Origin of the sequence: Corynebacterium aquilae DSM 44791, assembly GCF_001941445.1 — a bacterium.
Taxonomy (GTDB): Bacteria; Actinomycetota; Actinomycetes; order Mycobacteriales; family Mycobacteriaceae; genus Corynebacterium; species Corynebacterium aquilae.
This window is the reverse complement of the sequence record NZ_CP009245.1, coordinates 1544882-1571352: the sequence shown is the minus strand read 5'-3', so window position 1 is coordinate 1571352 and position 26471 is coordinate 1544882. Positions and strand designations below refer to the sequence as shown.

Below are 26471 nucleotides of genomic sequence, written 5' to 3'. Positions count from 1 at the left end.
GGGTTGGTGGGTTGCTGTGATTGGTGGCCCCATTGTGCTGAGCTTGGGGCGCCAGAATAGCTAGACTGGTGCGCATGAACACCAAGGCTGCGTGCAATCACGCTATTGATCAGGAACCTGTCATCATCACTGGTATGTCTGGCGCGGGTCTGTCCACGGCAGCCCGGGTGTTGGAGGACATGGGGTGGTTTGTGACGCAGAATTTGCCACCGAATTTGATTGTGCATTTTTTGCAGACGGTGGATCATCTCACCGGCCCTGATGGGGAGCCGATTGAAAAGTTGGCGTTCGTTTCTGATGTGCGTTCGCAGGAGGTGTTGGGTTCTCTGGCGGAGGCGTTGGAGACGTTGCGGTCTTCGGGATGTAATCCGACGGTGGTGTTTATGGAGGCCCGGGATGATGTGTTGGTGCGTCGTTTCGACACGGTGCGTAGGACACATCCGCTGCAGGGGGACGGCAGTTTGTTGTCGGGGATTTCTAAGGAGCGGGTGTCGCTGTCGCAGTTGAAGGAGTCGGCGGACATCGTGGTGGATACTTCGGAGTTGTCCATTCATGACTTGCGGCGCACGTTGGAGTCCTCGTTTGCGACGTTGGCTTCGCAGCGTCAGCATGTGACGGTGCAGTCCTTCGGCTTTAAGCACGGTGCTCCGCAGGATGCGGACATTGTGGTGGATATGCGTTTTTTGCCGAATCCTTATTGGGTGCCTGAGTTGCGTGGTGGCCGCGGTGTTGATGCGCCGGTGGCCGAGTATGTGTTGAGTCGCCCTGAGGCGCAGAACTTTTTGGATTCTTTTGTGACGATGTTGACGAATATGATGCCGGGTTATGCGCGGGAGGGGAAGAATTTCGTGACGGTGGGGGTGGGTTGTACTGGTGGCCATCACCGTTCTGTGGCTGTGGCTGAGGCTTTGGCGAAGCGTTTGTCCAGCCAGGACGGTTTGGATGTGTCGGTGATTCACCGCGACATCAATCGGGATTAGTGGCAGCGCGGAAAGGTTTGGACATGGTAGACAACGGTTCTGATTGTCGGTTGCAGTCTTTGGCGGCGTTGGGTGGTGGCCATGGGTTGTTTCAGACGTTGCGGGCGGCGCGGTATTTGGATTTGCCGGATATCACTGCGGTGGTGACCGTGGCGGATGATGGCGGTTCTTCGGGCCGGATTCGGCGGGAGTTGGGGCAGATTCCGCCGGGTGATTTGCGGATGGCTATTGCGGCGCTGAGTGCTGATTCGCCGGATGGTCGCTTGTGGGAGGAGGTGTTGCAGCACCGATTTGGTGGCCATGGTGCGTTGGCGGGGCACGCGGTGGGGAATTTGTTGATTGCCGGTTTGACTGACGTGTTGGGTTCCCGGGTGGCTGCGTTGGATCGGGTGGCCGAGTTGGCGCGTTGTCGCGGGCGGGTGGTTCCGGTGGTGGATCAGCCGTTGGATATTGAAGCCGATGTGTCTGGGCTGGATGATGATCCGCGGATTATGCGTCCGGTGCGCGGCCAGGTGTCGGTGGCGTCGACGCCGGGTCGGGTGCGGAGGGTGCGGTTGATTCCGGATTCGCCGCGGGCTTGCCCGGATGCCGTGGATGCGATTATGCGTGCCGACATGGTGACCTTGGGCCCCGGCTCGTGGTTTACTTCGGTGATTCCGCACGTGTTGGTCGATGATGTGGTGCAGGCTATTGCTCGTTCTCAGGCGTTGAAGGTGGTGGTGCTGAATTTGATGTCGGAGCCTGGGGAGACCGCTGGTTTTTCGGCCGAACGCCACATTCACATGTTGGCGCAGCATGCGCCGGCCTTGAGGGTGGATCGGATTGTGGTCGATTCGAATGCGATTCCCTCCACGTCGGAGCGCACGCATTTGGCGCGCGCGGCGGCGGGGGTGGGTGCGTCGGTGTGTATGCACGATGTGGCTGAGATGGATGCGTCGGGCGCGTTGACCGGTCGGCATGATCCGGTGAAGCTGGCGCGTGCGTTGGCTGCGGAGTGTGCCCGCTAGGGGTAGTTGGTGGCCTGGGGCCGCAGGCTTTGTGCGGTTTCTGGCATGATGAACGGACGTTGTTTTGGCGACGTGCCTTGTCGGTTTGTTGGATTCAACAGGAAATTTTTGGTTGTGGATATCACCTACGCTTTGAAAGATGAGCTGCTGGCTCTCGCATCTCACTCGCAGGAGTGCGTGCGGTCGGAATTGGCTGCCATCGTGCGGGTGGCGTCGATGACTCCTGCTGAGGTGCCACAGCAGGTGTTGAGTGTGGATTTTCCGACGCGCGCGATCGCTGAATATGTGCAGCAGTTGTTTGTGCAGGAGTTCGGGGTGCGCAACACCACGATGAAGGATATTCCAGGGACGGGGCGTAAGCCTGCGCGTTTTGAGTTGCATGTGCACGATAAGGTGCCGACGATTGTGCGGGAGTTGGGCCTTGTGACCCGCAGTGGTTTTTTGGTCAAGGGGATGCCGCCGGCGGTGGTGACCGGCACGATTAGTGATGCTGAGGCCGCTTGGCGGGGCGCGTTGTTGGCGCGGGGGTCGATTACTGATCCGGGTCGTTCTTCGGCGCTGGAGGTGGTGTGCCCCTGTGCTGAGGTGGCGATGGCTTTTGTGGGTTTTGGGCGCCGGTTGAATGTGGCGTGCAAGGCGAAGGAGACCCGGGGTGCGGATCGGGTTGTAGTGCGGGATGCGGATAGTGTGGCTGCGTTGTTGACCCGCTTGGGTGCGCATTCTTCCCGGATTATGTGGGAGGATCATCGTCTCACCCGGCAGGCGAGTGCGCCGAATAATCGTTTGGCGAATTTTGATGATGCCAATACGCGGCGTTCGGCGCGGGCTGCGGAGCATTCGGCGGCGCGTGCGCAGCGGGCGTTGGAGATTTTGGCTGAGGATGTGCCGGCGCACCTGGCGGAGGCGGGTGCGTTGCGTGTGGAGCATCGCCAAGCCTCGTTGGAGGAGTTGGGCCATTTGGCTGATCCACCGTTGACTAAGGATGCGATCGCGGGCCGTATTCGCCGCCTGTTTTCCATGGCGGATAAGCGGGCGAAGGATTTGGGGATCCCGGATACGCAGGCCGCGGTGCGGGCGCTGGAGGAGGATGCGGATAACGAGTAGGGGCTGCGCCGTGTGGGGGTGACCCGTGGCGGATTGGGGTGGCGCCCGGGGCGGGGGCGACGGGCTGGGTGGCCGGTGGGGTGTCGTGTGGGGAGGGGGATCGAACACATCCGGACACGTTTCACACACAATCGGGCAGAACCAAAAACGACAGTGTGGAGTGTCGGAAACCGGCTATTGCTCAAATTGTGTCTAGTCTCACAGTGGTTGTGGGGTGGTTGTTGAGGGACACACCTGAGTGTCCGAAAATATGGAGTCGTGCACTCTCCTCACCCCCAAACTAGGGTGCGTGTCGGTGAAAACGCCAGTACGAGACGGGGGAGTGGCGCGTTGGCCGGCGTTCGAAGTCCACAAAAAATTCCCCGAAACCACAGTTGAAAAAACCCATGGGGGCGTGGCAAGCCCCGTGAAGCGGTCTTTCGTGGCGCGCGAACGACGGCGTGTGGGGCGCGTCAGTACAGTGGGAACCAACGGATGGCCGGACGCCACACAACGAAGTAGTGAACGAAACCGGACATCTTCCCACATGGGGCTTTCACCCGAACGGTGCCACCGGCATCGACTCGAGTGCGAACCCTCGAACCCTACTTAGGAGAACACTGTGACTGTTCGTGTTGGTATTAACGGCTTCGGTCGTATCGGCCGTAACTTCTTCCGCGCCGCCGCTGAGCGTGGCGCCGACCTCGAGATCGTTGCTGTCAACGACCTGACCGATAACAAGACCCTGGCCCACCTCCTCAAGTACGACTCCACCCTGGGTCGCCTGGGCAAGGAGGTCACCTTCGACGACGAGTCCATCACCGTCGACGGCCACCGCATCTTCGTCTCCGCAGAGCGCGATCCCAAGGATCTGAAGTGGGGCGAGCACAACGTCGACATCGTCATCGAGTCCACTGGCTTCTTCACCGACGCCAACGCCGCCAAGGCCCACCTCGAGGCCGGCGCCAAGAAGGTCATCATCTCCGCTCCCGCCAAGAACGAGGACGCCACCTTCGTCGTCGGTGTTAACCACACCGACTACGATCCGGAGAACCACAACGTCATCTCCAACGCATCCTGCACCACCAACTGCCTCGCCCCGATGGCAAAGGTGCTCAACGACAAGTTCGGCATCGAGCGTGGCCTGATGACCACCGTTCACGCCTACACCGGCGACCAGCGTCTGCTGGACGCACCGCACCGCGACCTGCGTCGCGCCCGCGCTGCCGCCATCAACATGGTTCCGACCTCCACCGGTGCAGCTAAGGCTGTCGCCCTGGTCCTCCCGGAGCTCAAAGGCAAGCTCGACGGCTACGCTATGCGCGTTCCGGTTCCCACCGGCTCCGCCACCGACCTGACCTTCACCGCCGCCAAGCCGGTCACCGTGGAAGACGTCAACGCTGCCATCAAGGAAGCCGCTGAGGGCGACCTCAAGGGCATCCTGGCTTACTCCGAGGATCCGCTGGTCTCCACCGACATCGTCACCGACCCGCACGCCTCCATCTTCGACGCCGGCCTGACCAAGGTCATCGGCGACCAGGTCAAGGTTGTGTCCTGGTACGACAACGAGTGGGGCTACTCCAACCAGCTGGTCACCCTCACCGAGTACGTCGCAGAGCGCCTCTAACTCGCGCGCACCCTCCACCCAACGCGCTGGTAGCGCGTTGGGTGACCCTTCCCGGGCCTGCCCTCACCGCTAAACAGCGGTGCCCGCAGCCCGCAGGAACTATTCACCCGTTGATTCCGCAGCGTCCACCGCGCGCGGCGTCACCCACCGCTAACGGCCCGGGGGTGTGCTCCGGCACACCGACCCCGGGCCGTAGCCATATCTGGGATAATCGAATACGGCATGGGGTCACCCCAACCCACACCGGGGCGCGCCACAAAGCACCGCGCGCACACCGCGCACAGCGCAGATTGTCGTCGGTCGGGAAAACCCCAGCAACACCCCAAAAAACAAAACTTTTTTCGCCCCAACAGGGGCGGAAGCCATCCTTGAGGAGAGTTCATGGCTGTGAAAAACGTGCAAGATCTGATCAACGACGGTGTCGAAGGGCGCTACGTGCTGGTTCGCAGCGACTTTAACGTGCCGCTGAACGACAACCGCGAAATCACCGACGCTGGTCGTATCAACGCATCCCTGCCCACCCTCAAGGCCCTGTCCGAGGCCGGCGCCAAAGTCATCGTCATGGCCCACCTCGGCCGCCCCAAGGGTGAAGTCAACGAGAAATTCTCCCTCGCCCCGGTCGCCGAAGCACTGTCCGAAGCTCTCGGCCAGTACGTTGCCCTGGCCAGCGACGTCGTCGGCGAAGACGCCCACGAGCGCGCCAACGGTCTCAACGACGGCGACATCCTGCTGCTCGAAAACGTCCGCTTCGACCCCCGGGAGACCTCCAAGGACGAAGCAGAGCGCGGCGCCTTCGCCGACCAGCTCGTCGCCCTGACCGACGAAGGTGGCGCCTTCGTCTCCGACGGCTTCGGCGTCGTCCACCGCGCCCAAGCATCCGTCTACGATGTTGCCAAGCGCCTGCCGCACTACGCCGGCGGACTGGTTGAAAAAGAAATCACCGTCCTGCACAAGGTCGCCGACGAACCGGCCAAGCCCTACGTCGTCGTCCTCGGTGGCTCCAAAGTCTCCGACAAGCTCGGCGTCATCGAAGCACTCGCCCCCAAAACCGACACCCTCATCATCGGTGGCGGCATGTGCTACACCTTCCTGGCCGCCCAGGGCCACAACGTCCAAGAATCCCTCCTGCAGGAAGAAATGATCGACACCTGCAAGAAGCTGCTCGACACCTACGGTGACAAGATCCAGCTGCCCGTCGACCTGGTCGCCGCCGAAAAGTTCGACAAGGACGCAGAAAAGAAGATCGTCGACCTCGACGGCATCCCCGCCGGCTGGATGTCCCTGGACGTCGGACCCGAAACCGTCAAGAAGTTTGCCGCAATCCTCCACGACGCCAAGACCGTGTTCTGGAACGGCCCCATGGGCGTCTTCGAATTCCCGGCCTTCGCTGACGGCACCCGCGGCGTCGCCCAAGCCATCATCGAAGCCACCGCCAACGGCTGCTTCAGCGTCGTCGGCGGCGGCGACTCCGCCGCCTCCGTGCGCACCCTCGGCCTCAACGAAGAGGGCTTCAGCCACATCTCCACCGGCGGCGGCGCCTCCCTGGAATTCCTCGAAGGTAAAACCCTGCCCGGCGTGGCAGTGCTCTCCGAGTAAGCACCCCACCCACACCACGCGGGCCCCACACCCACCAACGGGCATCGGGGCCCGCCCACCAAACCCACACCCCAACCCCCAACACAAGGACAAGTGACCACCTATGGCACGTAAACCGCTGATCGCCGGCAACTGGAAAATGAACCTCAACCACCTTGAGGCCGTCCACACCGTCCAAAAACTCGCCTTCGCACTGCCCAAGGAATACTACGAAAAGGTCGACGTCGCCGTCACCGTACCGTTTACCGACCTGCGCAGCGTCCAAACCCTCATCGAAGCAGACTCCCTGCAGATCACCTACGGCGCACAGGACCTCTCCCAGCACGCCTCCGGCGCATACACCGGCGAAATCTCCGGCGAAATGCTCAACAAGCTCGGCTGCACCTGGGTTGTCGTCGGACACTCCGAGCGTCGCGAATACCACCACGAAACCGACGAACTCGTCGCCGCCAAAGCCCGCGCCGCCCTCGACAACGGCATCAGCCCCATCGTCTGCGTCGGCGAACCCCTCGACATTCGCGAAGCCGGCACCCACGTCGACTACGTGGTCACCCAAACCAAAGCCTCGCTTGCCGGCCTGAACGCCGAGGACCTGGCCAAGACCGTCATCGCCTACGAGCCCGTATGGGCCATCGGCACCGGCAAAGTTGCCTCCGCCGCCGATGCACAAGAGGTCTGCAAAGCCATCCGCGAAACCATCGCCGAACTCGCTAACGACGACGTCGCCGCCGGCATGCGCATCCTCTACGGTGGCTCCGTCAAGGCCGACTCCGTCGCCGAAATCGTAGGCCAGCCCGACGTCGACGGTGGCCTCGTCGGTGGCGCATCCCTCGACGGCGAAGCATTCGCCAAGCTGGCAGCCAACGCTGCCACCGCGATCTAACAAACCCACCACAGCCACCTAGGCTGAAAAGCGTCAAGCCGCCCCACGCTGCGTCAACCATGGACCACTCCCGCCCGGGAGCGGGAACACCCACAGGCCAGCAACGGGCGGCTTGAACCATTCTCGGCCACCCACCCCAACCCCCTGGAAAGTTCGAAAACCATGCACGACCTATTCCGCGAAGACATTCGACTCCTGGGCCGCATCCTCGGCGACACCATCCGTGAACAAGAAGGCGACGACACCTTCAACCTCGTCGAAACCGCCCGCCGCACCAGCTTCGCCATCGCCCGCGGTGACGCCGACATCTCCGAGCTGCAACAACTATTCAACAACCTCGAACCCCAAGCCATGCTGCCCGTGGTTCGTGCCTTCTCCCACTTCGCGCTCCTAGTTAACGTCGTCGAAGACCTCCACGACTACGAAGCAGCCCAACGGGCCCTCGACGAAGGGCAGCCGGCCCCCAACTCCTCCTTGGAAGCCACCGCCACAAAACTTGCCCAATCCGAGGTGCCCGCCCACCACGTCGCCGACATCATGCGCCACGCAGAAGTCGCCCCAGTGCTCACCGCACACCCCACCGAAACGCGGCGCCGTACCGTCTTCGACGCCCAAGCCCACATCCTGGAACTATTGGCCAAACGCCACGAAATCCTGGCCAAACCGCACGGCGCCCGCACCGACAAACACCTCGCCGACATCGAAAAAGACATGCGCCGGCGAATCTCCATGCTGCTCCAAACAGCACTGATCCGTGTCGCCCGGCCCCGTATCGAAGACGAAGTCGACGTCGGGCTGCGCTACTACACGCTTAGCCTGCTCGAACAAATCCCCGCGATCAACCATGACGTCGCCGTCATGCTGGAAAAACTTTACGGCAAAGACATCCCGCGCACCCCCATGATCCAGCCTGGAAGCTGGATCGGTGGCGACCACGACGGCAACCCCTACGTCACCGCCGACACCCTCACCTACGCCACCACCCGCGCGGCAGACACCGTCCTCACCTTCTACATCGAGCAACTCCACGCCCTAGAACACGAACTCAGCCTCTCGGACCGGCTAACCAACCCCACAGTCGAACTGGTCGCCTTGGCCACCAAAGGACACGACGACGTTCCCAGCCGAGTCGACGAGCCCTACCGGCGGGCAGTGCATGGCCTGCGGGGCAGAATGAACGCCACCAAAGCCCAAGCGCTCGGCGACACCGCCGTCGAAGGCACCTGGTACCGCGTCCACGAGCCCTACAACAGCGCGGAAGAATTCGCCAACGACCTCGCCATCATCGACCACTCCCTGCGACACAACCACGACGGGCTGATTGCAGACGACCGACTCGCCCGAATCCGTTCCGCAGTCGACAGTTTCGGCTTCCACCTGTACTCGATGGATCTGCGCCAAAACTCCGACTCCTTTGAACAAACCCTGGGTGAAGTATTCGCCACAGCCGGGGTCTGCCAAAACTATGCAGCACTAGGGGAGGAGGACAAGATCGCACTGTTGAGCAGGGAGCTGCTCAGCCCCCGCCCGCTTATCCCGCGGATACACGCCCCGTTCAGCGAGGCCGTGGAGCGCGAACTCGGAATCTTCCGCACCGCCAGCCAGCTCGTTAACACCTTCGGGCCCCGCATGATCCCACACGTCATCATCTCGATGGCCACCTCCGTGTCCGACATTCTCGAGCCGATGGTGCTGGCCAAAGAATTCGGCATGATCAGCGTCGACGGCACCCGCCTGCGCGGCGACATCGACATCATCCCCCTATTTGAAACCATCGACGACCTTGCCGCCGGCGCAGATATTTTGCGCGCGCTCTGGTCCGTTGAGGTTTACCGCGACTACCTGGAGCAGCGCAACAACCTGCAAGAGGTGATGTTGGGATACTCCGACTCCAACAAGGACGGCGGATACCTGGCCGCCAACTGGGCGCTCTACGACGCGGAACTGGCCATCGTCGCAGCCTGCCGGGATAACGATGTGCGGCTGCGTTTCTTCCACGGCCGTGGCGGCACCGTCGGCCGAGGTGGCGGGCCCACCTACGACGCCATCCTCGCCCAACCGGAAGGGGCTGTGCGGGGCGCAGTGCGCGTCACCGAACAAGGTGAAATCATCTCCGCCAAATACGGCGACCCTCTTTCTGCGCGCAAAAACCTCGAAGCGCTCGTTGCCGCCACCCTGGAAGCATCACTGCTGTCGGTCAACGATCTCACCGACCCTGAGCGGGCCTACCGCATCGTCGCGGAGATCGCCGAAGCATCGCGCCAGGTCTACAGCAACCTCATGCATGAAGACCCTGGTTTCATCGAGTACTTCACGACTTCAACGCCGCTGCAAGAGATCGGATCACTGAACATCGGCTCCCGGCCGGCGTCGCGCAAGCAGACCAACAGCATCTCCGATCTGCGCGCCATCCCCTGGGTGCTGTCGTGGTCGCAATCTCGCGCCATGCTGCCCGGCTGGTTCGGTGTCGGCACCGCCATCAAACAGTGGGTCGGCGACGACGCCACCCGCCTGGAAGAGCTGCAAACACTCAACCGCACCTGGCCATTTTTCAGCTCCGTGATGTCGAACATGGCCCAGGTGATGAGCAAAGCAGACATGAACGTCTCTGGGCTGTACAGCACCCTGGTTGCCGACGTGGACACCCGTGAACGAATCTTCGGCAAAATCGCGGAAGAATACGAGCTGACCAAGGACATGTTCTTCGCCGTTACTGGCGCCGAAAGTCTCCTGGAGGACAACCCGATGCTGGCGCGTAGCGTGCGAACTCGCTACCCCTACCTGTTGCCCCTGAACGTCATCCAGCTGGAATTGCTGCGCCGCTACCGCGCCGGAGACGAACGGGAGATTGTGTCCACCGGTATTCGACTCACCATGAACGGTTTGGCGACGGCGCTACGCAACAGCGGATAGTGCCACATCATTCACACGCGTAGCACCCGTGTCAGCAGCGTCGATGCGGGTGCGCCACGCCCCAGCCAAACCATCGCCCCACCACAGTGGTGGTGTATAGTGGCTGGAGTTGATTGTGGACATGCGGCGCCCAAAGGCGACGCGGCCCCAAAAGAAATACAGTTCTACTCTGATTTACAGTACGTGGCGTCGCGCACCGACCCATAAACTCGTCAAGGAATAATCTTCATGACTCTTGCCCTCGAGATCGTTCTCGTGATCTCTTCCCTGCTGATGACCATGTTTGTCCTGCTTCACAAGGGCAAAGGTGGCGGCCTGTCTAGCCTGTTCGGCGGCGGCGTCCAGTCGAACCTGTCCGGTTCGACCGTGGTTGAGAAAAACCTTGACATCGTCACGATCATCACCGCGTTGATCTGGCTGGGCTGCATCATCGGACTGAACCTGATCCAGGCCTACGCCTAAAACGCCTAGAAGCTCACACTCATCTGCTCAGGATGGGCTGCGCTTCCAGCGAGTTCCGAAACCTCCCCGCGCCTTGGCGGTCACCGTTATTTTTAATGGTTAGCCGCAGGCGTTGGGGATTTTTCTATGCCCCGATGCCATCGCTCCTTAGGGTGACAGCACGTGTGGTGCACCATTTGGGGGTATGAGGGCAAAAAGCACCCTAAATAATGCCAGAGTCATTAAGGTTTGTAGTGACGACAAACGCCAAGCTTCGCTGTGTCCAACAACAGCACCCAGGGGTACGCAATGACCACGCGCGCGACTGACAACCGGGGCACTCCGGAACGACGCAATGACCGTTTCAGTTTTGGCGTGTGGCTAGCGGGACTCGTATGCGCCACGGGCTGGCTTTTCCTCGCAATATCCTTCGCTTTTCTTCCAGCAGGAGCGTTGTCGCAGTGGTTAAGCACCCAACTTTTCGGCGCCCAGCTGCTCAGTTTTCCCCAGCTGCTCTGTGCCGCAAGCCTCGCTGTTGCGGTCGTGTGGTCGCTGATCATTGTCGTGCGGCGCCCCAAGGGGCGCATACCTGCGCCCAAGTTAAGCCGATGGGCCTCTCCACTCGTGCTTCTGCTAGCGGCGGCGTGCTGGATGGCTGCGGTGTTTATCTCCCCATACCCCACGCCCGCGGTTGATCCCACCAGGAAACCGACACTCACGGTTGTTGCCTACAACGCCCAAGCAAACCTCACCCCACGCGATCTGCGAGTCATGTTTACCACCCACAATGCAGACATCGCAGTAATCCCGGAGTGGGGTTTTGCCCCTGGAGAAAACGACTCCACCGCGGCATTGCTTGCGGAAGCGGGGCTGCGACCCGCCGAGTACTCCATCGATCAGACCGAATTTTTCGGCAGCGGGGCCAGGCCAGTCACCGTGATTCGGCGCGGTGCTTATCGAAGCATGAAATTCGAGCAGCACTGTGAACTCATGACCTGGGGCACCCTAAAACTATCTGCCCCTGACACGCCCACCGCACCAACGTTTATCGGCATTCACACCATGGCACCGGTGCCCTATGGGATGGAGCAGTGGCGGGGTGATTTGCAGGAAATCAGCGATCTGGTGGCCAAGGCGGAAGGACCCACCATCGTGATGGGGGACTTCAACGCCACCAACCGCCACGGTCCCATGGCCACCTTAGGCGGGGTCTCTGATGCTTTGGACGCCGTCAGCCCCCTCAACCGAGGCACCTGGGATGCAAATCGGCCAAAGCTAGCCCGCACCGTCATCGACCACGTGCTCTACAGCACCCAAGACTTCACCGTCACCAAAGCGCTAGTTCGACCTGGTGAAAAATCAGATCACGCCATGGTGGTGGTGTCATTCGCTGAAAACGGCCGATGAGCTGAAAACCTCCCCGTACCCGCAAGTGCTTACGCGGGAAGGGGAGGTCAAAGTGAGCCAATGGCTGTTAGTCGATGATCACTGCCGGGCGGTAGGTAGCATCGAAGGCATCTTCAGTGGCGAATACGTGTGTGGACTGCAATCCTGCGGCGCCTGCTGCCGGCCATTGGGCAGCATCGCCACGATCAAGTACCGCGGATAGTGCTTCTTCTTTACCTGCCCCAGCGATGAGGAACCACACCTTCGCGGAACGGTTGACTGCAGGCAGCGTCAGGGTAGCGCGCTCGGCGGGGGGCTTAGGAGAGTCAGTGACAGCAACGACGAGCTGGTCTTGTTCTGCCAAGGCCGCGGTATGGGGGAACAAGGAATTAATGTGCCCCTCACCGCCCATTCCGAGCAGGTGAACATCGAAGCCTTGGGGGGCGAAGTTTGCGATCTTTTCCTGCATGGCAGAAACAGAATCCTCAAGGCTCAAAGTGCCTAGCTGGAAACTATGAATGTTGGCCTCGGGCACGGGCACGTGATCCAGCCACGCCTGGCGGGCTTGACCTTCGTTGGAATCGGGATGATCAACTGCTACGTTGCGCTCATCGCCGAAGAAGAAATGCACCCGGGAATAGTCGATGAGTTGGTGGCTGGCGCCACCTCCGGCCTGTTGTTCGTCGAAAATTTCCCGCATCGCCTTCAGCGTCGCGATGCCGGCAGTACCGCCGGTAAGGACGACGCGCGCATGATGATCGCCGTGGACGCCACCGGTGGTTTGGGCGATCGCGATCAGTTCGTTGAGCTGGGCGGCCGCGTGGCGCGCTAACACGGAAACATCGGTGTATGCGGAGCTGGTCGGAGCAGACAAAGACACGAAAGGATCCTTAGAGGTTGAAGGTGTCGACGTAGCGCACCCGGTTGAGTCCGCGAAGTGCTCGCCCATAGGCCAAATCGGGGTCGAGATGGCGGAGTTCTTCGGCCAGGCAATCCGCTTGGCTACGGCGGGTCAACGCGACAAGCGCAGGGGCTTTACCGGGGACGTTGACGGTCATCGTTGTCGCATCGGTGACCTCAATGGTGATGATCGAATTTTTCCTGATCAACTCCACCTTGGTCAGCGGGATACAGCCCTTGCCTTCTGCGTCGAGGGGGATTGGATCTTGGCCGGTGGACTCACGCACGATGTTCACGCCGAGCCGGTCGGCTAGCCAGCCGGCCGCCAAATCCACAGAAGGGGAGCCTGCGGGGCCAAAGACTCGGGCGTCGAGTACTTCTTCGTGCGGGGGCTGATCCATGGTGGAGGCGACGATGCCCCGCCACGGGGTAATTCGCGCCCACGCCATGTCGGAGTCACCCGGAGTGTAGTGGTTGCGTCGTCGATAGATGGAGTCCTCCGGCGGGTCATACAACGCGTCGGTGATGCGCCGCTGGGCGATGCGACCAATCGGGTCGGCGGAGGGATCAACCGGGGCGGCACTCGGCCACCAGGCGACGATGGGAGTATCCGGTAACAGCAGGGGAGTGACGACAGATTCGAGATGCTCAGACACCTCACCTTCCAGTTTCATCACCACGATTTCACTGGCTCCGGCGTCGCCGCCGATGAGCACCTTGGCGTCGATGCGACTGGTTTCGGCGTTTTCGTCGCCGGTGACCAGCATCAGCACGCGGGAAGGGTGCTCTCGGGAAGCTTCGGACGTCGCATGAATCAGGCAATCGATGTCGTCGTCGCTGGAGACCACAACGATCAGCGTTAGCACGCGACCGGTCGCGACCTGACCGGCTGTTTCCTTGATGGACACCAGAGTTTTGGAGATATCTCGGGTGCTGGTGTCGGGTAGTTCGATTTTCACGTCGTTGTCCTCAGGCGTAGCAGCAAAAATTCCGTTGAAAGGGGAGTTGACGTCTTTAAGGACGACGCCACGTGCGGTTGTCTCGTGCCAGCATCCGCTCTGCGGATTCCGGCCCCCAGGAGCCTGCGGGATATTCTTCCGGCCGGCCCCGCTGACCCCAGTACTCGAGGATCGGGTCGAGGATCTTCCAGGACAATTCGACTTCCTCGTTGGTGGGGAACAGGCTGGATTCGTCGAGCAGCGCGTCTAGAATGAGCCGCTCGTAGGCCTCGGGCGATTCCTCCGTGAAAGCCTCCGAGTAGGAAAAGTCCATATTGACGTCTCGAACTTCCATGGTGGAGCCGGGGACCTTCGAGCCGAAACGCATCAGCATGCCCTCGTCGGGCTGCACCCGGATGACCACAGCGTTATGCAGTTCTTCTGGTGCCTGAGTGTTTCCGAATGGGGGGTGGTGTGCCGGCTTGAACACCAGCGCGATTTCGGTGACCCGTCGGCCAAGACGCTTGCCGGTACGCAGGTAGAAAGGAACGCCCGCCCACCGTCGGTTGGAAATCTGCAGGGTGCAGGCGGCGTAGGTTTCGGTGGTGGATTCCGGGTCGAAGCCTTCTTCCTCCCGCAATCCGACGACATATTCACTGCCTTGCCAGCCGGCCGCGTACTGGCCGCGGGCGGTGGTTTTCGCCAGGGGGTAGACCGGCGAGGTGGCTTTAAGGACTTTAATTTTTTCCGATTGGAGTTCTTGGGGGGTGAAAGCGATGGGTTCTTCCATTGCCACCAGTGCTAGGAGCTGCAGGAGGTGGTTTTGGATGACGTCGCGGGCGGCGCCAATACCGTCGTAGTATCCGGCGCGGCCTCCCAGGCCGATGTCTTCGGCCATCGTGATTTGCACGTGGTCGATGAAGTGGTTGTTCCACAGCGGGTCGAACAGCTGGTTGGCGAAGCGCAGCGCCATGATGTTCTGGACTGTTTCTTTACCCAGGTAGTGGTCGATGCGGAACACCGAATCCTCGGGGAAAACGCTGTTGACGATCTCGTTGAGTTTCGTGGCGGATTCTTGGTCGTGCCCGAAGGGTTTTTCGATGATGACACGACGCCAGGAGGATCCTTGGGCTTTGGCCATGCCGGAGCGTTCCAGCTGGTGACAGACGTCAGAGAAGTAGTCTGGCGGCACCGACAGATAGAAGGCCCAGTTGCCGGCGGTTCCTCGTTGGTCGTCGAGGTCCTTGAGGGTGTCAGCTAGGGTGTCGAAGGCTTTGTCGTCGTCGAAGTTGCCCTTGACGAAGAACATGCCTTCGGCGAGTCGTTGCCACACGTTTTCGCGGAAGTCGGTGCGGGCGCCGTCTTTGACGGCACCGAGGACGTATTCCTCGAAGTCTTGTTTACTCCAGTCGCGGCGGCCATATCCGATGAGGGAGAATCCGGGAGGTAAGAGCCCGCGGTTGGCGAGATCGTAGATCGCCGGAAGGAGCTTCTTGTATGCCAAGTCGCCGGTGACGCCGAAGATCACCATGCCGCAGGGGCCGGCGATGCGGGGCAGGCGCTTGTCTTCGGTGTCGCGCAGGGGGTTGAACCATTCGGCGCCGTGGGGGATACCGGTCAGGGAGTTATTCACAATAGTTTTTTCCGCGTCGATTCTTCGAGAACATCTTTATCGATGCCGATTTCGCGCAGTGCGAATCGGAGGGGTGGGAAAAGTTCAGGGGGCGAGACTCGCCATGCTGCGCCCGGGTGGGCGCAAAGGTGGTGAGTCTCGCCGGGGTTACCTGAACTGATTCTAGCCTTGGGCGTGGGATTCGAGTTTGTCGCCAAGCTCAGACAGTAGTGCAGTCCAGGAATCGACGAATTTTTCGACGCCTTCGCGTTCGACGGTGGCGTACACGTCAGCCAGGTCAATGCCAACCGCATCGAGGGCGGCGAGTTTTTCGCGGGCTTGGGTGGTGGCCGGGGTGAGGGTGTCGCCGGAGAATTCGGCGTGGTCGAGCACTGCGTCGATGGTGGCTTCCGGCATGGTGTTTACGGTGTTGGGGCCGGCGAGCTCGGTGACGTACATGGTGTCCGGGTATTCCGGGTTTTTCACTCCGGTGGAGGCCCACAGGGGGCGCTGCAGGTGAGCGCCCTCGGGGAGGTCTGCTTGGTCGAAGAGTTCCTTGAAGGCGGCGTAGCAGGCCTGTGCGCCGGCCAGTCCGGCGGTGCCGCGCAACGCCAACGCTTCGTCGGTGCCGATGGCTTCGAGGCGCTTATCTACTTCGGTGTCGATTCGGGACACGAAGACGGAGGCGACCGAGCGAATGGTTGATACGTCGATGCCGGCGTCGGCGGCTCGGTTGATGCCGTCGATGTAGGCGGCCACGACCTGTCGGTACTGGGCTTCGGAGAAGATCAGGGTCACGTTGACGCTGATGCCTTCGGCGAGTGCGTCGGAGATGGCCGGCAGGGATCCTTCGGTGGCGGGGATCTTGATCATGACGTTGTCGCGGCCGACACGTTCCGCGAGCTGACGGGCTTGGGTCAGCGTGGCTGCAGCATCGTCGGAGATTCGGGGGTCGACCTCAATGGAGACGAAACCGTCCTCACCGCCGGTGTGGGCGTGGGTGTTGGCGAAAATGTCGCAGGCGGCACGCACATCGTCGATGGCCATGGTGTACACGGCTTCGTCGGCGCTCACGCCTGTGGCGCTCAAGGATGCGAGCTGCTCATCGTAGGCGGTTCCTTGGCCCATGGCGGCGGCGAAGATGGCGGGGTTGGTGGTTACTCCGAGGATCCCCACCTCGTTGATCATTTTCTCGAGGTTGCCGCTGTTGATTCGGTCGCGGCTGAGATCGTCAAGCCAGGTGCTGGTGCCGATGGTGGCCAGGGTGTGCAATGCAGTCATATGTGCTTGATCCTTCCCACAGGTGGGTTTCTGGTTTGGGCCACGGCCGTTTTCTCGGGTGGCCACTGTTAGCTAACAGCGTATATGAGACGAAAAAATTCCCGGCCCTCGCATTCCTTGCGGCGCCGAAGCTTGGGGCTTGGGCGGACGCTGGAAAAGGTGCGTAAACGGGCCGGGAACGGGCTTTCGCCTGACACGGGGATGGTTAAGGCGAAGGAGTTTCTAGCGGTTGGGGACTAGTTCTTGGATGCCTTGATGCTGTCGTGTGCCGCGGCAATAACAGCTTCGGTGGTGATTCCGAATTCCTCGTAGAGCTTTTCAAACGGGGCGGAGGCGCCGAAGTGCTCGAGGGAGACCGCGCGACCGGCGGAACCGATCCACTGGTGCCACGGCATAGCGATGCCGGCTTCCACGGACACGCGGGCGGTGACGGAGGAAGGCAGAACCTCTTCGCGGTAGGCTTCCGGCTGCTCCGCGAACCATTCCATACACGGCATGGATACGACGCGGGCGCCAATGCCGTCGGCTTCCAAAAGTTTTGCTGCTTCGACAGCCAGTTGGACTTCGGAACCGGTGGCGATCAGGATGACATCCGGGGTCGGCTTGGAGCCTTCCACCAGGACATAGGCGCCGCGGGCAACACCGTCGGCGGCTTTTTCCTTGGTGCCTTCCAACACGGGCACGTTCTGGCGGGTCAACGCCAGGCCCTTGGGGGATTCGCGGTATTCCAACGCGGCCTTCCATGCGGCCGCGGTTTCGTTGGCGTCGGCGGGGCGCAGCATCGACAGGTTCGGAATGGCGCGCAACGCAGCCATCTGTTCGATCGGCTGGTGGGTCGGTCCGTCTTCGCCGAGTCCGATGGAGTCGTGGGTCCACACGTAGTAGGCGTCCGTGCCCATCAACGCTGCCAGACGTACCGCCGGACGCATGTACTCGGAGAAGATCAGGAAGGTGCCGCCGTAGGCACGGGTGTTGCCGTGCAGGGCGATGCCGTTAATGATCGCGCCCATGGCGTGCTCGCGGATACCGAAGTGCAGGTTGCGGCCGTAGGGGCTGGTGGTCCAGGTATCGGTGGTGATGTCCTCGGGGCCGAAGGAGGGAGCACCCTTGATGACGGTGTTGTTACTTCCGGCGAGGTCTGCGGAGCCTCCCCACAGTTCCGGCATCTGGGCAGCCAGGACCTGCAAGGTGGCTTCAGAAGCCTTGCGGGTGGCCACACCCTTTGGATCTGCATCCCATGTCGGCAGGTCCTCGCCGAAGTTTTCCGGCAGTGCGCGCGTAGACAGGCGCTGGAACAGTGCAAACTGCTCAGGGTTGGCGGCAGACCACGCATCGAAGGACTTCTGCCACTGGGCGTGGGCCTCTTGCCCGCGTGCCACCAGGCCGCGGGTGTGAGCCAGCATGTCGGCGTCCTCGGGGAAGTGCACCTCAGGATCGAAACCGAGAGCCTTCTTGGTGGCCGCAACCTCATCATCGCCGAGGGCGGCACCGTGCACGGAGCCGGTGTCCATCTTGTTCGGGGCCGGGTAACCAATCACGGTCGACAGGCGAATGAAGGTGGGGCGCGGATCACGCTTGGCATCCTCGACCGCCTGCAGGATGCCGGCGACGTTCTCACCGCCGGTGACCTCCAGCGTCTGCCAACCGTAGGACTCGTAGCGGGCCACGACGTCCTCGGTGAACGCGATGCGAGTGTCCTCCTCAATGGAGATCCGGTTATCGTCCCAGAAGACAATCAGGTTGCCCAGCTGCTGGGTGCCCGCCAGGGAGCACGCTTCAGCGGTGACGCCTTCCTCCATGTCACCATCGGAGGCGATCACGTAAATGTAGTGGTCGAAGGGGGACTCCCCGGCGGGCGCAGTGGGATCGAACAGGCCACGCTCCCGGCGGGCAGCCATCGCCATACCGACGGCGGACGCCAAGCCTTGGCCCAGCGGGCCGGTGGTGATTTCAACGCCCTTGGTGTGGCGGTACTCCGGGTGGCCCGGAGTCAAAGAACCCCAAGTGCGCAGCGCCTTGAGGTCATCCATCTCCAGACCGAAACCACCCAAGTACAGCTGGATGTATTGCGTCAGGGAGCTGTGGCCACAGGAAAGCACGAAACGGTCGCGACCAACCCACTCAGTGTCGGTGGGGTCGTGGCGCATCACTCGCTGGTACAAGGTGTAAGCGAGGGGAGCCAGGCTCATCGCGGTACCAGGGTGCCCGGAGCCGCAATTCTGCACTGCGTCGGCAGCCAAGACGCGGGCGGTATCAACCGCCAGGGTGTCGGTGTCGGTCCAGTCGCTGGGGTAGTGGGCCTTCGTCAGTTCGTCAAAATCGCGAGACTTGGTCACATCGGGTCCTTAAATGAGGTTCGGAAAATGAGTAAGGGGCTCGCCTGTGCGAGACCACCTAACTCCTCTTTGGGTGAACTCCTCACGCCGCCACCCGCGAGGCTAAACGCCGACAGCGGGATGCGTGTGGGGCAGTGCCTTGCCAGGAGCGCCCGCACTATCGTGGTCGGGCGCGCAAGGACAAGCCATGCCCTAAACAATAGTGAACTAGCTCGCTTGGTGCAGGCCAAGGGTTGCCTGTCACGACGTCCTGAGAGGCGCGGTCAGTAAGAAACACCGACCACCCCCTTTTCCGGCATTCCCCGCGTGCCAAAGTGTCAACTGCCCCGGCGGGGGACTAGGCTAGGGGACGGTCGATGCGGTTCCGCACCGTTGTCGCCGAAAACTAGCCCGCCCTAGCGAAGGGGGCCACCTGGGGTTTATGCCCAGAAAAGTGGTTGCCCGAGGCGGAATGTTGGAATCGGCGGGAACTTTTAGCGCTGTCCGTACGACTATTTTCTTTGCGGTCTCACGCCGCCGTTTTTGTTGAGCTTTCCTCGCCCGAATTTTGTGGGCTGCGGGAAGCGCACTTTTCACACTGAAGGGATCCTCTAGGTGGAGACAATCAAGGCCTACGTAGCGCTGACAAAGCCGCGGGTCATTGAACTCCTGCTGGTGGCTACATTCCCCGCCATGCTGCAGGCCGAACGTGGTTCCAACCACATCGGCCTGATTTTGCTTACCGTTATTGGCGGGTGGATGGGAGCCGCTGCGGCCAACACTTTTAACATGGTCGCGGATTCCGACATCGACAAGGTGATGAAGCGGACCGAGCGCCGCCCCTTGGCCAAGATGACGGTCAGCAACCGCAACGCAACAATCTTTGCCTGGACGCTCACCGTGGTGAGTTTCCTGTGGCTGTGGCTGCTGTGTCACTCTTTGCTTGCCGCTGTATTCGTGATGATGACGATCGCGTTTTACATTTTCGTCTACACGAAATGGCTGAAGCGCACCACGCCACTCAACATTGTGTGGGGTGGGGCGGCCGGCTGCATGCCGACACTGGTCGGCTGGGCGGTAATCGTCGATAATCAGCCCGCCGGAATGAACCCCCATTGGTGGCAGGCGATCGTTTTGTTCATGATCATCTTCTTCTGGACTCCGCCCCACACGTGGGCTCTGGCCATGCGTTATAAGGAAGACTATCGCGCCGCTGGGGTGCCGATGATGCCGGTGGTTCGATCCGAGGTTGAGGTGACCCGCCAGATTGTCGGATACACCTGGGCAACCGTGGTGACCACCTTCCTGCTGATCCCGGCAGCCGGTTGGGTATATGCCGCCACTGCAATCATCGCGGGCGTGTGGTTCTTGGTGATGGCAATTCGCCTTCACGAGGGCGTGAAGCGGGGAGTCGAAGTCAAGCCCTTGAAGTTGTTTATCCTGTCGAATAACTACCTTGCTGTGGTGTTCGTTGCCCTGTCTGTTGATGCCATCTTGGGCCTGGAGACGGTGGCAAACATGCTGGGTTGGACATCGTCGCTGTTTGTTTAGTGCGCTGAAGACATTTTTAAGGCCGTGTGCGCCCCACAGAATTGGGGGAAGCACACGGCCTTATTTTTTTCGTCTCGGGGAGGTTAGGAATCCTCTTTGATGCGCAGCACGATCGAGCCGGTGGTTTTACGCGACTCCAAATCCCGGTGAGCTTGCGCGGCGTCTTCCAGCGGGTAGGAGGCGCCCACCTGAATGTCGAGCACTCCTTCGGCGATGGCCTGGGTGACCGCTTGGGCGCGCATTCTAAATTCTCCGGGTTGGGCCGTCCAGGCCCCGATGCTGGGTCGGGTGAGGAAAATGCTGCCATGGGTGTTGAGCACCTGCGGATCGATCGGATCGACCGGGCCGGAGGCGGCGCCAAACAGGCATACCGTGCCGCGGGGGCGAACCACTTCGAGGGATTCTTGGAAGGTATCTTTTCCGACTCCGTCGTAGACCACGTCGACGCCCTTGTCGCCGTTGGCGCGGCGGATTCGCTCGGCAAGGTCGTCGCCGTAGCGAAAGACTTCCGTGGCACCCGCGGCGCGCGCAATGGCTTCCTTGTCGTCGGTGGAGACTACCGAGTACACATCGGCCCCAAGGTGCCGGGCGAATTGGGTGACCAGGCGACCCACCCCACCGGCCCCGGCGGTGATAACGCAGGAGGACCCTTCATCCAGCTCGTATACCCCGTGGGTGAGATAGTGGGCGGTGATCCCTTGCAGCAGCATGCTGGCGGCGACCTCTACATCCATTCCCCGGGGAACCGCCACCAGCCGATCCCTGGGAACACAGACCTGCTCCGCGTATGAACCGAAAGCGTCACACCAGGCCACTAGTGTTCCTTCGGCGATCTGCCCGGCCGGATCGTGCAAGACACGCCCGGTGCCCTCAAAGCCTGGGATAAACGGTGGTTCGGCGCGGTAGACGCCTTCGCGGAAGTAAGTGTCAATGTAGTTCACCCCGGCGACGAGGACCTCGACAAGAACCTCGTCGTCGTTCGGGGTGGGGGCCGCAACATCGACGATTGTGAGTACTTCGGGGCCGCCGTGGCGGCTGACGTGGAGAGCTTTCATGCCTTCCACTGTATAAGCACCCAGGGGCTTTTCGTCGCGAAAACGCCACTGCGTGCCTGACTGTTGCAGCCAAGCACGCAGTGGCGTGGGTTTTGAGTAAACCTCGTGGAGGCGGTTATACCAAGGCCGGGGTGGTTTCTTCCGGCACGTCGACGGCGTCATCTGGGGCAACGAGTTTTTCGCCCTGGGCGTACAGGAAGCCCATGTAGGCTACGACGACCCCCGAGAGTCCGACGTGGAAAGGCACCGTCCACCGGGGCACGCCCCAGTTGTATTGGATAATGCCAATCGCTGCTTGCACGATGGTGAAGCCAATGAGGATCACCCCAAGACGGGTGGTTTTTGCCGCGGTTTTCACCGTGAACAGCGCCACCACAAGACCAACGGTCAAGCCCAGGTAGAGGTACATGAAGTGCGCGTGGATGTGAGCGATAGCAACCAGGTCAATATCGAGTCGACCATCCATGCCCACCCCGGTGTCGCCGGAGTGTTGGCCGGCACCAGTGACCATGGTGCCGGTGATAATGACCAGGGCCAACGCTGTGGCGGTGCCGGCGGCGAGGTATTTCAGCGGGGTGGGGAAGAACTGCACCTTGGTGCCGTTATCGGGCTGTTTGACCCACTCGTAGAGCAGCGCCGCCATCCACACCAGGATCATTGATGGCAGGAAGTGCAGGGCCACGATCCACCATCGCAGTTCCAGGTGCACGCTGATACCACCGATGATTGCCTGCACGATCACGCCGATGCCTTCCAGGAAGGCGAAAAGTTTGATCTCTTTGCGGCGACCAGCGCGCATGACCTGAATGAAGCAGTAGAGGGCTGCGGCAGCCACGACGAAGGTGAGCAGGCGGTTTCCCCACTCGATGGCCTGGTGAAGTGCCGGGGCAGCACCCTTGACGGGCACCAGCGATCCGGGCTGGCAGTTTGGCCAGGTGACACAGCCCAGGCCAGAGGCGGTAACGCGGACGATGGAGCCGGTCACGACGATGCCGGCTTGCGACAAAAGCACCAGCATTGCGCCGATTTTTTGGCGCTTGAGGTTGCTGAAGCCGCTGGGGACGAAGGCCGGGTTGGTGGTGTTGTCTGGAGTGCTAGTCACAGCACATCAGTGTAGCGTGATGATTTTTGTTCGGGCATCTCTCGCGCGACGCTGACACCCGGGTGTGCCCGATCTCACGGGGCGAAAAACCCGCCCGGCTGTGCCGGGCGGGCCAAGCTGAACGTCTTTGGGTCGTTGGTGAATCGTTAGTCCTTGGAGGTGAAGCGGAAGAACTTGGTGGCGGCGGCGCCACCGAGGATGGCCCAGATCGCAAGCACGCCAATGTGCATCAGGGGCAGGTGGCCCATGAAAGCTTCCTCGAAGCCGTCGGCGAGGGCTACGGAGGGAACGATGTTGAGCATCGGGTGAATGTCGCCCGCGGAGCGCACCACCACAAAGCTGGATAGGCCGACGAGAACAAACCAGATGAGGTTGGCCAGCGCCAGGACGACTTCGGCGTTCAAAGTGCCGCCGACGAGCAGCCCCAGCCCGGTGAAGGCTGCCACTCCAAACAGCAGCACTACCAGGGCTGTGGCCACACCTGTGGCGGTGGGGTGCCAGCCGAGGATGAGGGCGGTGATGGTGAGGATGATCGTTTGCACGATTGCGACGGCGATGACGGCGACGATTTTTCCGGAGATGATGGTCCAGGGCGGTACTCCGGAGGCGCCGATGCGTTTGAGGGCGCCATAGCGGCGATCGAAGGCGACGGCGATGGCCTGTCCGGTGAAACCGCTGGACATTACGGAGATCGCCAGGGTGAGGGGGAAGGCCACATCGATGGGGTTGGGGGTGTCGATCACTGAGGTTTTCGCCAGGGCGATCAGCGAAAGCAGCGGAATGATCAAGCTCAGCAGTTGTTGTTCGCCGTGGCGGAGAAACAGTTTGGATTCGATCATGGCCTGCGAGGCGACCATGGAGGCGATGCTGGATCGCCTGGTGTCCGGGGTGAAGGTTCCGGGTGCGAAGGTGGTGGTGTCGCTCATGGTGTTTTAGTTCCTCATCTTCGTTCCGGTGATGTTGAGGAAGACGTCCTCGAGGCTACGGTGTGCTGCGCTGAAGTCCTTAATAAGAACGTTTTGTTCGGCGGCGGCTGTGGCGATGGCTTTGATGAGTTTTGGGGTGGGGGGACTGTCTACCCGGTAGCTCAAGGGGCGGGTGGGGGTGAGCTGGCTGTCGACTCCACTGGCTCGCAGGGTGGTGTTGGCGCGCTCGAGGTCGAGGGCGCTGGTGGTGGCTAGGGAAAGTTGCCCGGCGGCGGTGCTGGCGGTGAGCTCGTCCGGGGTGCCCTGGGCGACGAGTTGTCCGTGGTCGATGATGACGACGTTGTCGGCGAGCGCTTCAGCTTCGTCCATGAGGTGGGTGGTCAAGATGGTGGTGACCCCGTCTTGGCGCAGGCTGGAGATCATCTCCCATACTGCGAGCCGAGACTGGGCGTCCATGCCGGCGGTGGGTTCGTCGAGGAAGACCAATTCGGGCCTGCCGACGAGGGCGCAGGCGAGGCTGAGTCTTTGTTGTTGGCCACCGGAGAGACGCCGGTAGTTGGTGCGGGCGTGTTTGCTCAGCCCGACCGTTTCGAGCAGCCAATCCACATCGAGGGGGTGGGCGCTGTAGGAGGCGACCAGTTGCAGCATTTCTTTGACCCGGATGCCTGGGTAGGCGCCGCCACCTTGGAGCATGATGCCGATGCGTCGGCGGACGGCTTGGGGATCTTTGCTGGGGTCAAGACCGAGGACACTGATGGTGCCGCGGTCGGGGGTGGCGAAACCTTCGCACATTTCGATGGTGGTGGTTTTGCCGGCACCGTTGGGGCCGAGAAGGGCTGTGACGGTGGCAGGTGGGGCGCTGAAACTGAGCCCGTCGACGGCGGTAACGGAGCCGAAAGTTTTGGTGACGTCGACGAGTTCGAGTGCCGGACGCGTGCCTGGGGTCTTAATCACGAGGAACCAGTCTAGGCGTATCTGGGATGTGTGAGTATTTCGGACGCGCGTGGGTGGCCGAAGTTGGGGGTTTTGTGGGGTGTCGGGATGGGTTTAGCTGAGACTGATAATGCCGCGTTTGCGCAGCACCATCCACAGGATGCCCATCAGGATGCTGAACACCAACGCGGCGGTGATGTAGATCCAGGCGGTGGTGCTGGCGGGTAGCGCCAAGCCGCGGGGCAGAACCAGCAGTGAGACGATCGCCGAATACGCGATGGCTGGGGTGCGAAACAGGGGGCGGTTGGCGAAGGCGGCCAGCGGGATGATGGCCCAGATCAAATACCAGGGGTGGACCACGGGGAAGAAGATGACGAGGAGGAACATGGAGACCCCGAGTCCGCCAACTGGGGGGATTGCGCCGCGATAAGTGGCCCACAGCATGCGCAGCATGAATAGTCCGACCAGTGCGAGTCCGGCGCCACGGGTCAGCGGCAGGATGGTTTCCGTGTGGTCGCCGAGGTTGAGCAGCATGCCGAGATAGCCGCTGATGACGCCCACGTCAGTGGTGATGGACATCCAACTGCGAATGGTGGCGGCGCCTCCTTGGCCGGTGACCCAACCCAAACCGATGCCGGTGAGCCGGGAGGCGACGGCAATGGTTGCCGTCATGATGGCGATTTGGAAGCTGGCGGCGCACCCGATCGCGGTGACGGTATGCCACTGTCGGCCGCGGAGTTCGCGGGCCAGCCACATGCCGGTAAATCCGAGGGCGATAAAGCCGGTGACCTTGACGAGACCCGCGCAAGTAATGAGGGCAGCGCTGAGGCTGAGCAGCGCCCATGCCCGTCCGACCAAGTTCATTTTGAGGTTGTCGACACCGCGCATCCCGACCTCAATGCCGACGAGCATGAAGCCGATCAAGAGTGCTTCGTTGTGGATGCCTCCCACTAGATGCAGGATGACTAGGGGGTTAAGCAGGCTCATCCAGAGGGCGGCCTGGGCATCCACGCGGCAGCGGACGGCCAAGTGGTAGACGGCCCACCCGGCGGTGGCGACACCCACAATGCTGATGAAGCGGTGGAGAAAAATGCCCCACACGATGGAATCGTGTGTGATGGTCGATATTGCTGCGGCGAGGCCCAGAGCGACCGGCCCGTAGGGTGAGGGGGAATGCGACCAAATCAGCGGGACGCTGCGGGCGAGGGGGTTTTCGATACCGAGAATGTCCACCGGCCCGGCACTGTAGGGGTCGATTCCCTGGGCGACGATCGAGCCTTGCGCTAAGTAAGAATAAATATCTTGGGTGAACATGGGCGCCGAAATCGCCAAGGGAAGAATCCAGGCGGCGGCGGTGCGGCGTAGCAGCGACAAGGTGAGTAGGGGAGGTTCGTCAGGTCTGGTGAAGCGAACCCCGACAAAGGGGCCCATCAGCAACCATGCAACGACGATGCAGCCCACCCCGACGTAGCAGAGCACCGAGGATGTCTGCAGCATGCGGGCCATAATCGAGCCGCCGGGGAAATGAGTATAAGGATTGTCGACGACCGGCAGCGCGCCGGCGCCCAACGCCCCGAAACCAAGCAACACAGCCCCAAGAGTTCCCAGCCACCGGATGATGGCGAAGCGGGTCAGCTCCTCGTAGCGCATCGCCCGCTGTGGGCGGGACAAGCGTGCGCCGGGATGGTGCAGGCGTTGTTGTAGCGATGGGGCAGGGGTGTCGGGGGCCGTTGCTACGGGGATGAGATCGTGACCGACGACCGCACGCACCATGGCGCCTTCTCCGCCCGGGGTCGCAGTGGGGGAGTTGTCGACAACAATCGTGGTGCGGGGATAGGACGGATCATCAACGTGCAGGCTGCGCGATCGGGAGCCGGCCGTGCCGAGACGCGGGGCGTCGCCACGCGCCAACTTCAACAATCTGTCCACAATCTTCATTACC

Annotated in this window: 21 protein-coding genes; 10 read left to right on the top strand and 11 right to left on the bottom strand. The window is 61.6% G+C overall.

Features of this window, described 5'->3' with window-relative positions; genetic code table 11:
- The first annotated feature begins 74 nt into the window (after positions 1–74).
- The 7 genes from rapZ to ppc all read left to right on the top strand — a co-directional run bounded on the left by rapZ (position 75) and on the right by ppc (position 10089).
- Positions 75–980, top strand: a complete 906-nt coding sequence (rapZ, locus tag CAQU_RS06590) for an RNase adapter RapZ (protein WP_075726288.1) — start codon at positions 75–77, stop codon at positions 978–980.
- Positions 981–1003: 23 nt separating this feature from the next.
- The gene (locus CAQU_RS06585; RefSeq protein ID WP_075726286.1) at positions 1004–1987 is read left to right on the top strand and encodes a gluconeogenesis factor YvcK family protein; all 984 of its coding nucleotides are present in this window, start codon (positions 1004–1006) and stop codon (positions 1985–1987) included.
- A gap of 108 nt (positions 1988–2095) precedes the next feature.
- A complete protein-coding gene (whiA, locus tag CAQU_RS06580) occupies positions 2096–3091 on the top strand; it encodes a DNA-binding protein WhiA (RefSeq protein ID WP_075726284.1) in 996 nt (331 codons plus the stop codon).
- Between the two features lie 601 nt (positions 3092–3692).
- Positions 3693–4697: a type I glyceraldehyde-3-phosphate dehydrogenase gene (gap, locus tag CAQU_RS06575; protein WP_075726282.1), complete on the top strand. Its 1005-nt coding sequence runs from the start codon at positions 3693–3695 to the stop codon at positions 4695–4697.
- A gap of 381 nt (positions 4698–5078) precedes the next feature.
- A complete protein-coding gene (locus CAQU_RS06570) occupies positions 5079–6293 on the top strand; it encodes a phosphoglycerate kinase (RefSeq protein ID WP_075726280.1) in 1215 nt (404 codons plus the stop codon).
- Between the two features lie 103 nt (positions 6294–6396).
- Entirely contained in the window at positions 6397–7176 is a 780-nt protein-coding gene (tpiA, locus tag CAQU_RS06565; RefSeq protein WP_075726278.1) for a triose-phosphate isomerase, read from the top strand.
- 162 nt (positions 7177–7338) lie between these two features.
- A complete protein-coding gene (ppc, locus tag CAQU_RS06560) occupies positions 7339–10089 on the top strand; it encodes a phosphoenolpyruvate carboxylase (RefSeq protein ID WP_075726276.1) in 2751 nt (916 codons plus the stop codon).
- On the opposite strand, the gene CAQU_RS12640 is transcribed toward ppc, so the two are convergent.
- Positions 10072–10212, bottom strand: coding sequence for a hypothetical protein (locus tag CAQU_RS12640; RefSeq protein WP_157108935.1), 141 nt, complete (start codon positions 10210–10212; stop codon positions 10072–10074). The two genes, ppc and CAQU_RS12640, sit on opposite strands and share 18 nt — an antisense overlap.
- Positions 10213–10317: 105 nt before the next feature.
- Here CAQU_RS12640 and secG point away from each other — a divergent pair, with 105 nt between their 5' ends.
- Together secG and CAQU_RS12830 are read left to right on the top strand one after the other, a co-directional pair.
- Positions 10318–10551, top strand: coding sequence for a preprotein translocase subunit SecG (secG, locus tag CAQU_RS06555; RefSeq protein WP_075726274.1), 234 nt, complete (start codon positions 10318–10320; stop codon positions 10549–10551).
- 750 nt (positions 10552–11301) lie between these two features.
- The gene (locus CAQU_RS12830) at positions 11302–11937 is read left to right on the top strand and encodes an endonuclease/exonuclease/phosphatase family protein (RefSeq protein WP_169836031.1); all 636 of its coding nucleotides are present in this window, start codon (positions 11302–11304) and stop codon (positions 11935–11937) included.
- Between the two features lie 67 nt (positions 11938–12004).
- On the opposite strand, the gene pgl is transcribed toward CAQU_RS12830, so the two are convergent.
- The 5 genes from pgl to tkt all read right to left on the bottom strand — a co-directional run bounded on the left by pgl (position 12005) and on the right by tkt (position 18983).
- Complete coding sequence (gene pgl / locus CAQU_RS06545) at positions 12005–12796, bottom strand: 6-phosphogluconolactonase (RefSeq protein WP_245797219.1); 792 nt, start codon at positions 12794–12796, stop codon at positions 12005–12007.
- A 10-nt stretch (positions 12797–12806) separates the two neighbouring features.
- A complete protein-coding gene (locus CAQU_RS06540) occupies positions 12807–13775 on the bottom strand; it encodes a glucose-6-phosphate dehydrogenase assembly protein OpcA (RefSeq protein WP_075726270.1) in 969 nt (322 codons plus the stop codon).
- A 55-nt stretch (positions 13776–13830) separates the two neighbouring features.
- The gene (gene zwf, locus CAQU_RS06535; protein WP_245797218.1) at positions 13831–15387 is read right to left on the bottom strand and encodes a glucose-6-phosphate dehydrogenase; all 1557 of its coding nucleotides are present in this window, start codon (positions 15385–15387) and stop codon (positions 13831–13833) included.
- Positions 15388–15549: 162 nt separating this feature from the next.
- Positions 15550–16647: a transaldolase gene (gene tal, locus CAQU_RS06530; RefSeq protein ID WP_075726266.1), complete on the bottom strand. Its 1098-nt coding sequence runs from the start codon at positions 16645–16647 to the stop codon at positions 15550–15552.
- 236 nt (positions 16648–16883) lie between these two features.
- Positions 16884–18983, bottom strand: a complete 2100-nt coding sequence (tkt, locus tag CAQU_RS06525) for a transketolase (protein ID WP_075726264.1) — start codon at positions 18981–18983, stop codon at positions 16884–16886.
- Between the two features lie 594 nt (positions 18984–19577).
- On the opposite strand from tkt, the gene CAQU_RS06520 reads away from it, so the two are divergent.
- Complete coding sequence (locus tag CAQU_RS06520) at positions 19578–20513, top strand: heme o synthase (RefSeq protein ID WP_075726262.1); 936 nt, start codon at positions 19578–19580, stop codon at positions 20511–20513.
- Between the two features lie 83 nt (positions 20514–20596).
- Here CAQU_RS06520 and CAQU_RS06515 read toward each other — a convergent pair whose 3' ends face one another.
- The 5 genes from CAQU_RS06515 to mptB form a co-directional block, all read right to left on the bottom strand.
- Complete coding sequence (locus CAQU_RS06515) at positions 20597–21568, bottom strand: quinone oxidoreductase family protein (RefSeq protein ID WP_075726260.1); 972 nt, start codon at positions 21566–21568, stop codon at positions 20597–20599.
- 115 nt (positions 21569–21683) lie between these two features.
- Positions 21684–22670, bottom strand: a complete 987-nt coding sequence (locus CAQU_RS06510; protein WP_075726258.1) for a COX15/CtaA family protein — start codon at positions 22668–22670, stop codon at positions 21684–21686.
- Between the two features lie 146 nt (positions 22671–22816).
- Positions 22817–23596, bottom strand: a complete 780-nt coding sequence (locus CAQU_RS06505) for an ABC transporter permease (RefSeq protein ID WP_075726256.1) — start codon at positions 23594–23596, stop codon at positions 22817–22819.
- Positions 23597–23602: 6 nt separating this feature from the next.
- Complete coding sequence (locus CAQU_RS06500) at positions 23603–24550, bottom strand: ABC transporter ATP-binding protein (RefSeq protein WP_211276108.1); 948 nt, start codon at positions 24548–24550, stop codon at positions 23603–23605.
- Between the two features lie 93 nt (positions 24551–24643).
- Entirely contained in the window at positions 24644–26467 is a 1824-nt protein-coding gene (mptB, locus tag CAQU_RS06495; RefSeq protein WP_075728483.1) for a polyprenol phosphomannose-dependent alpha 1,6 mannosyltransferase MptB, read from the bottom strand.
- Positions 26468–26471 lie beyond the last annotated feature (4 nt).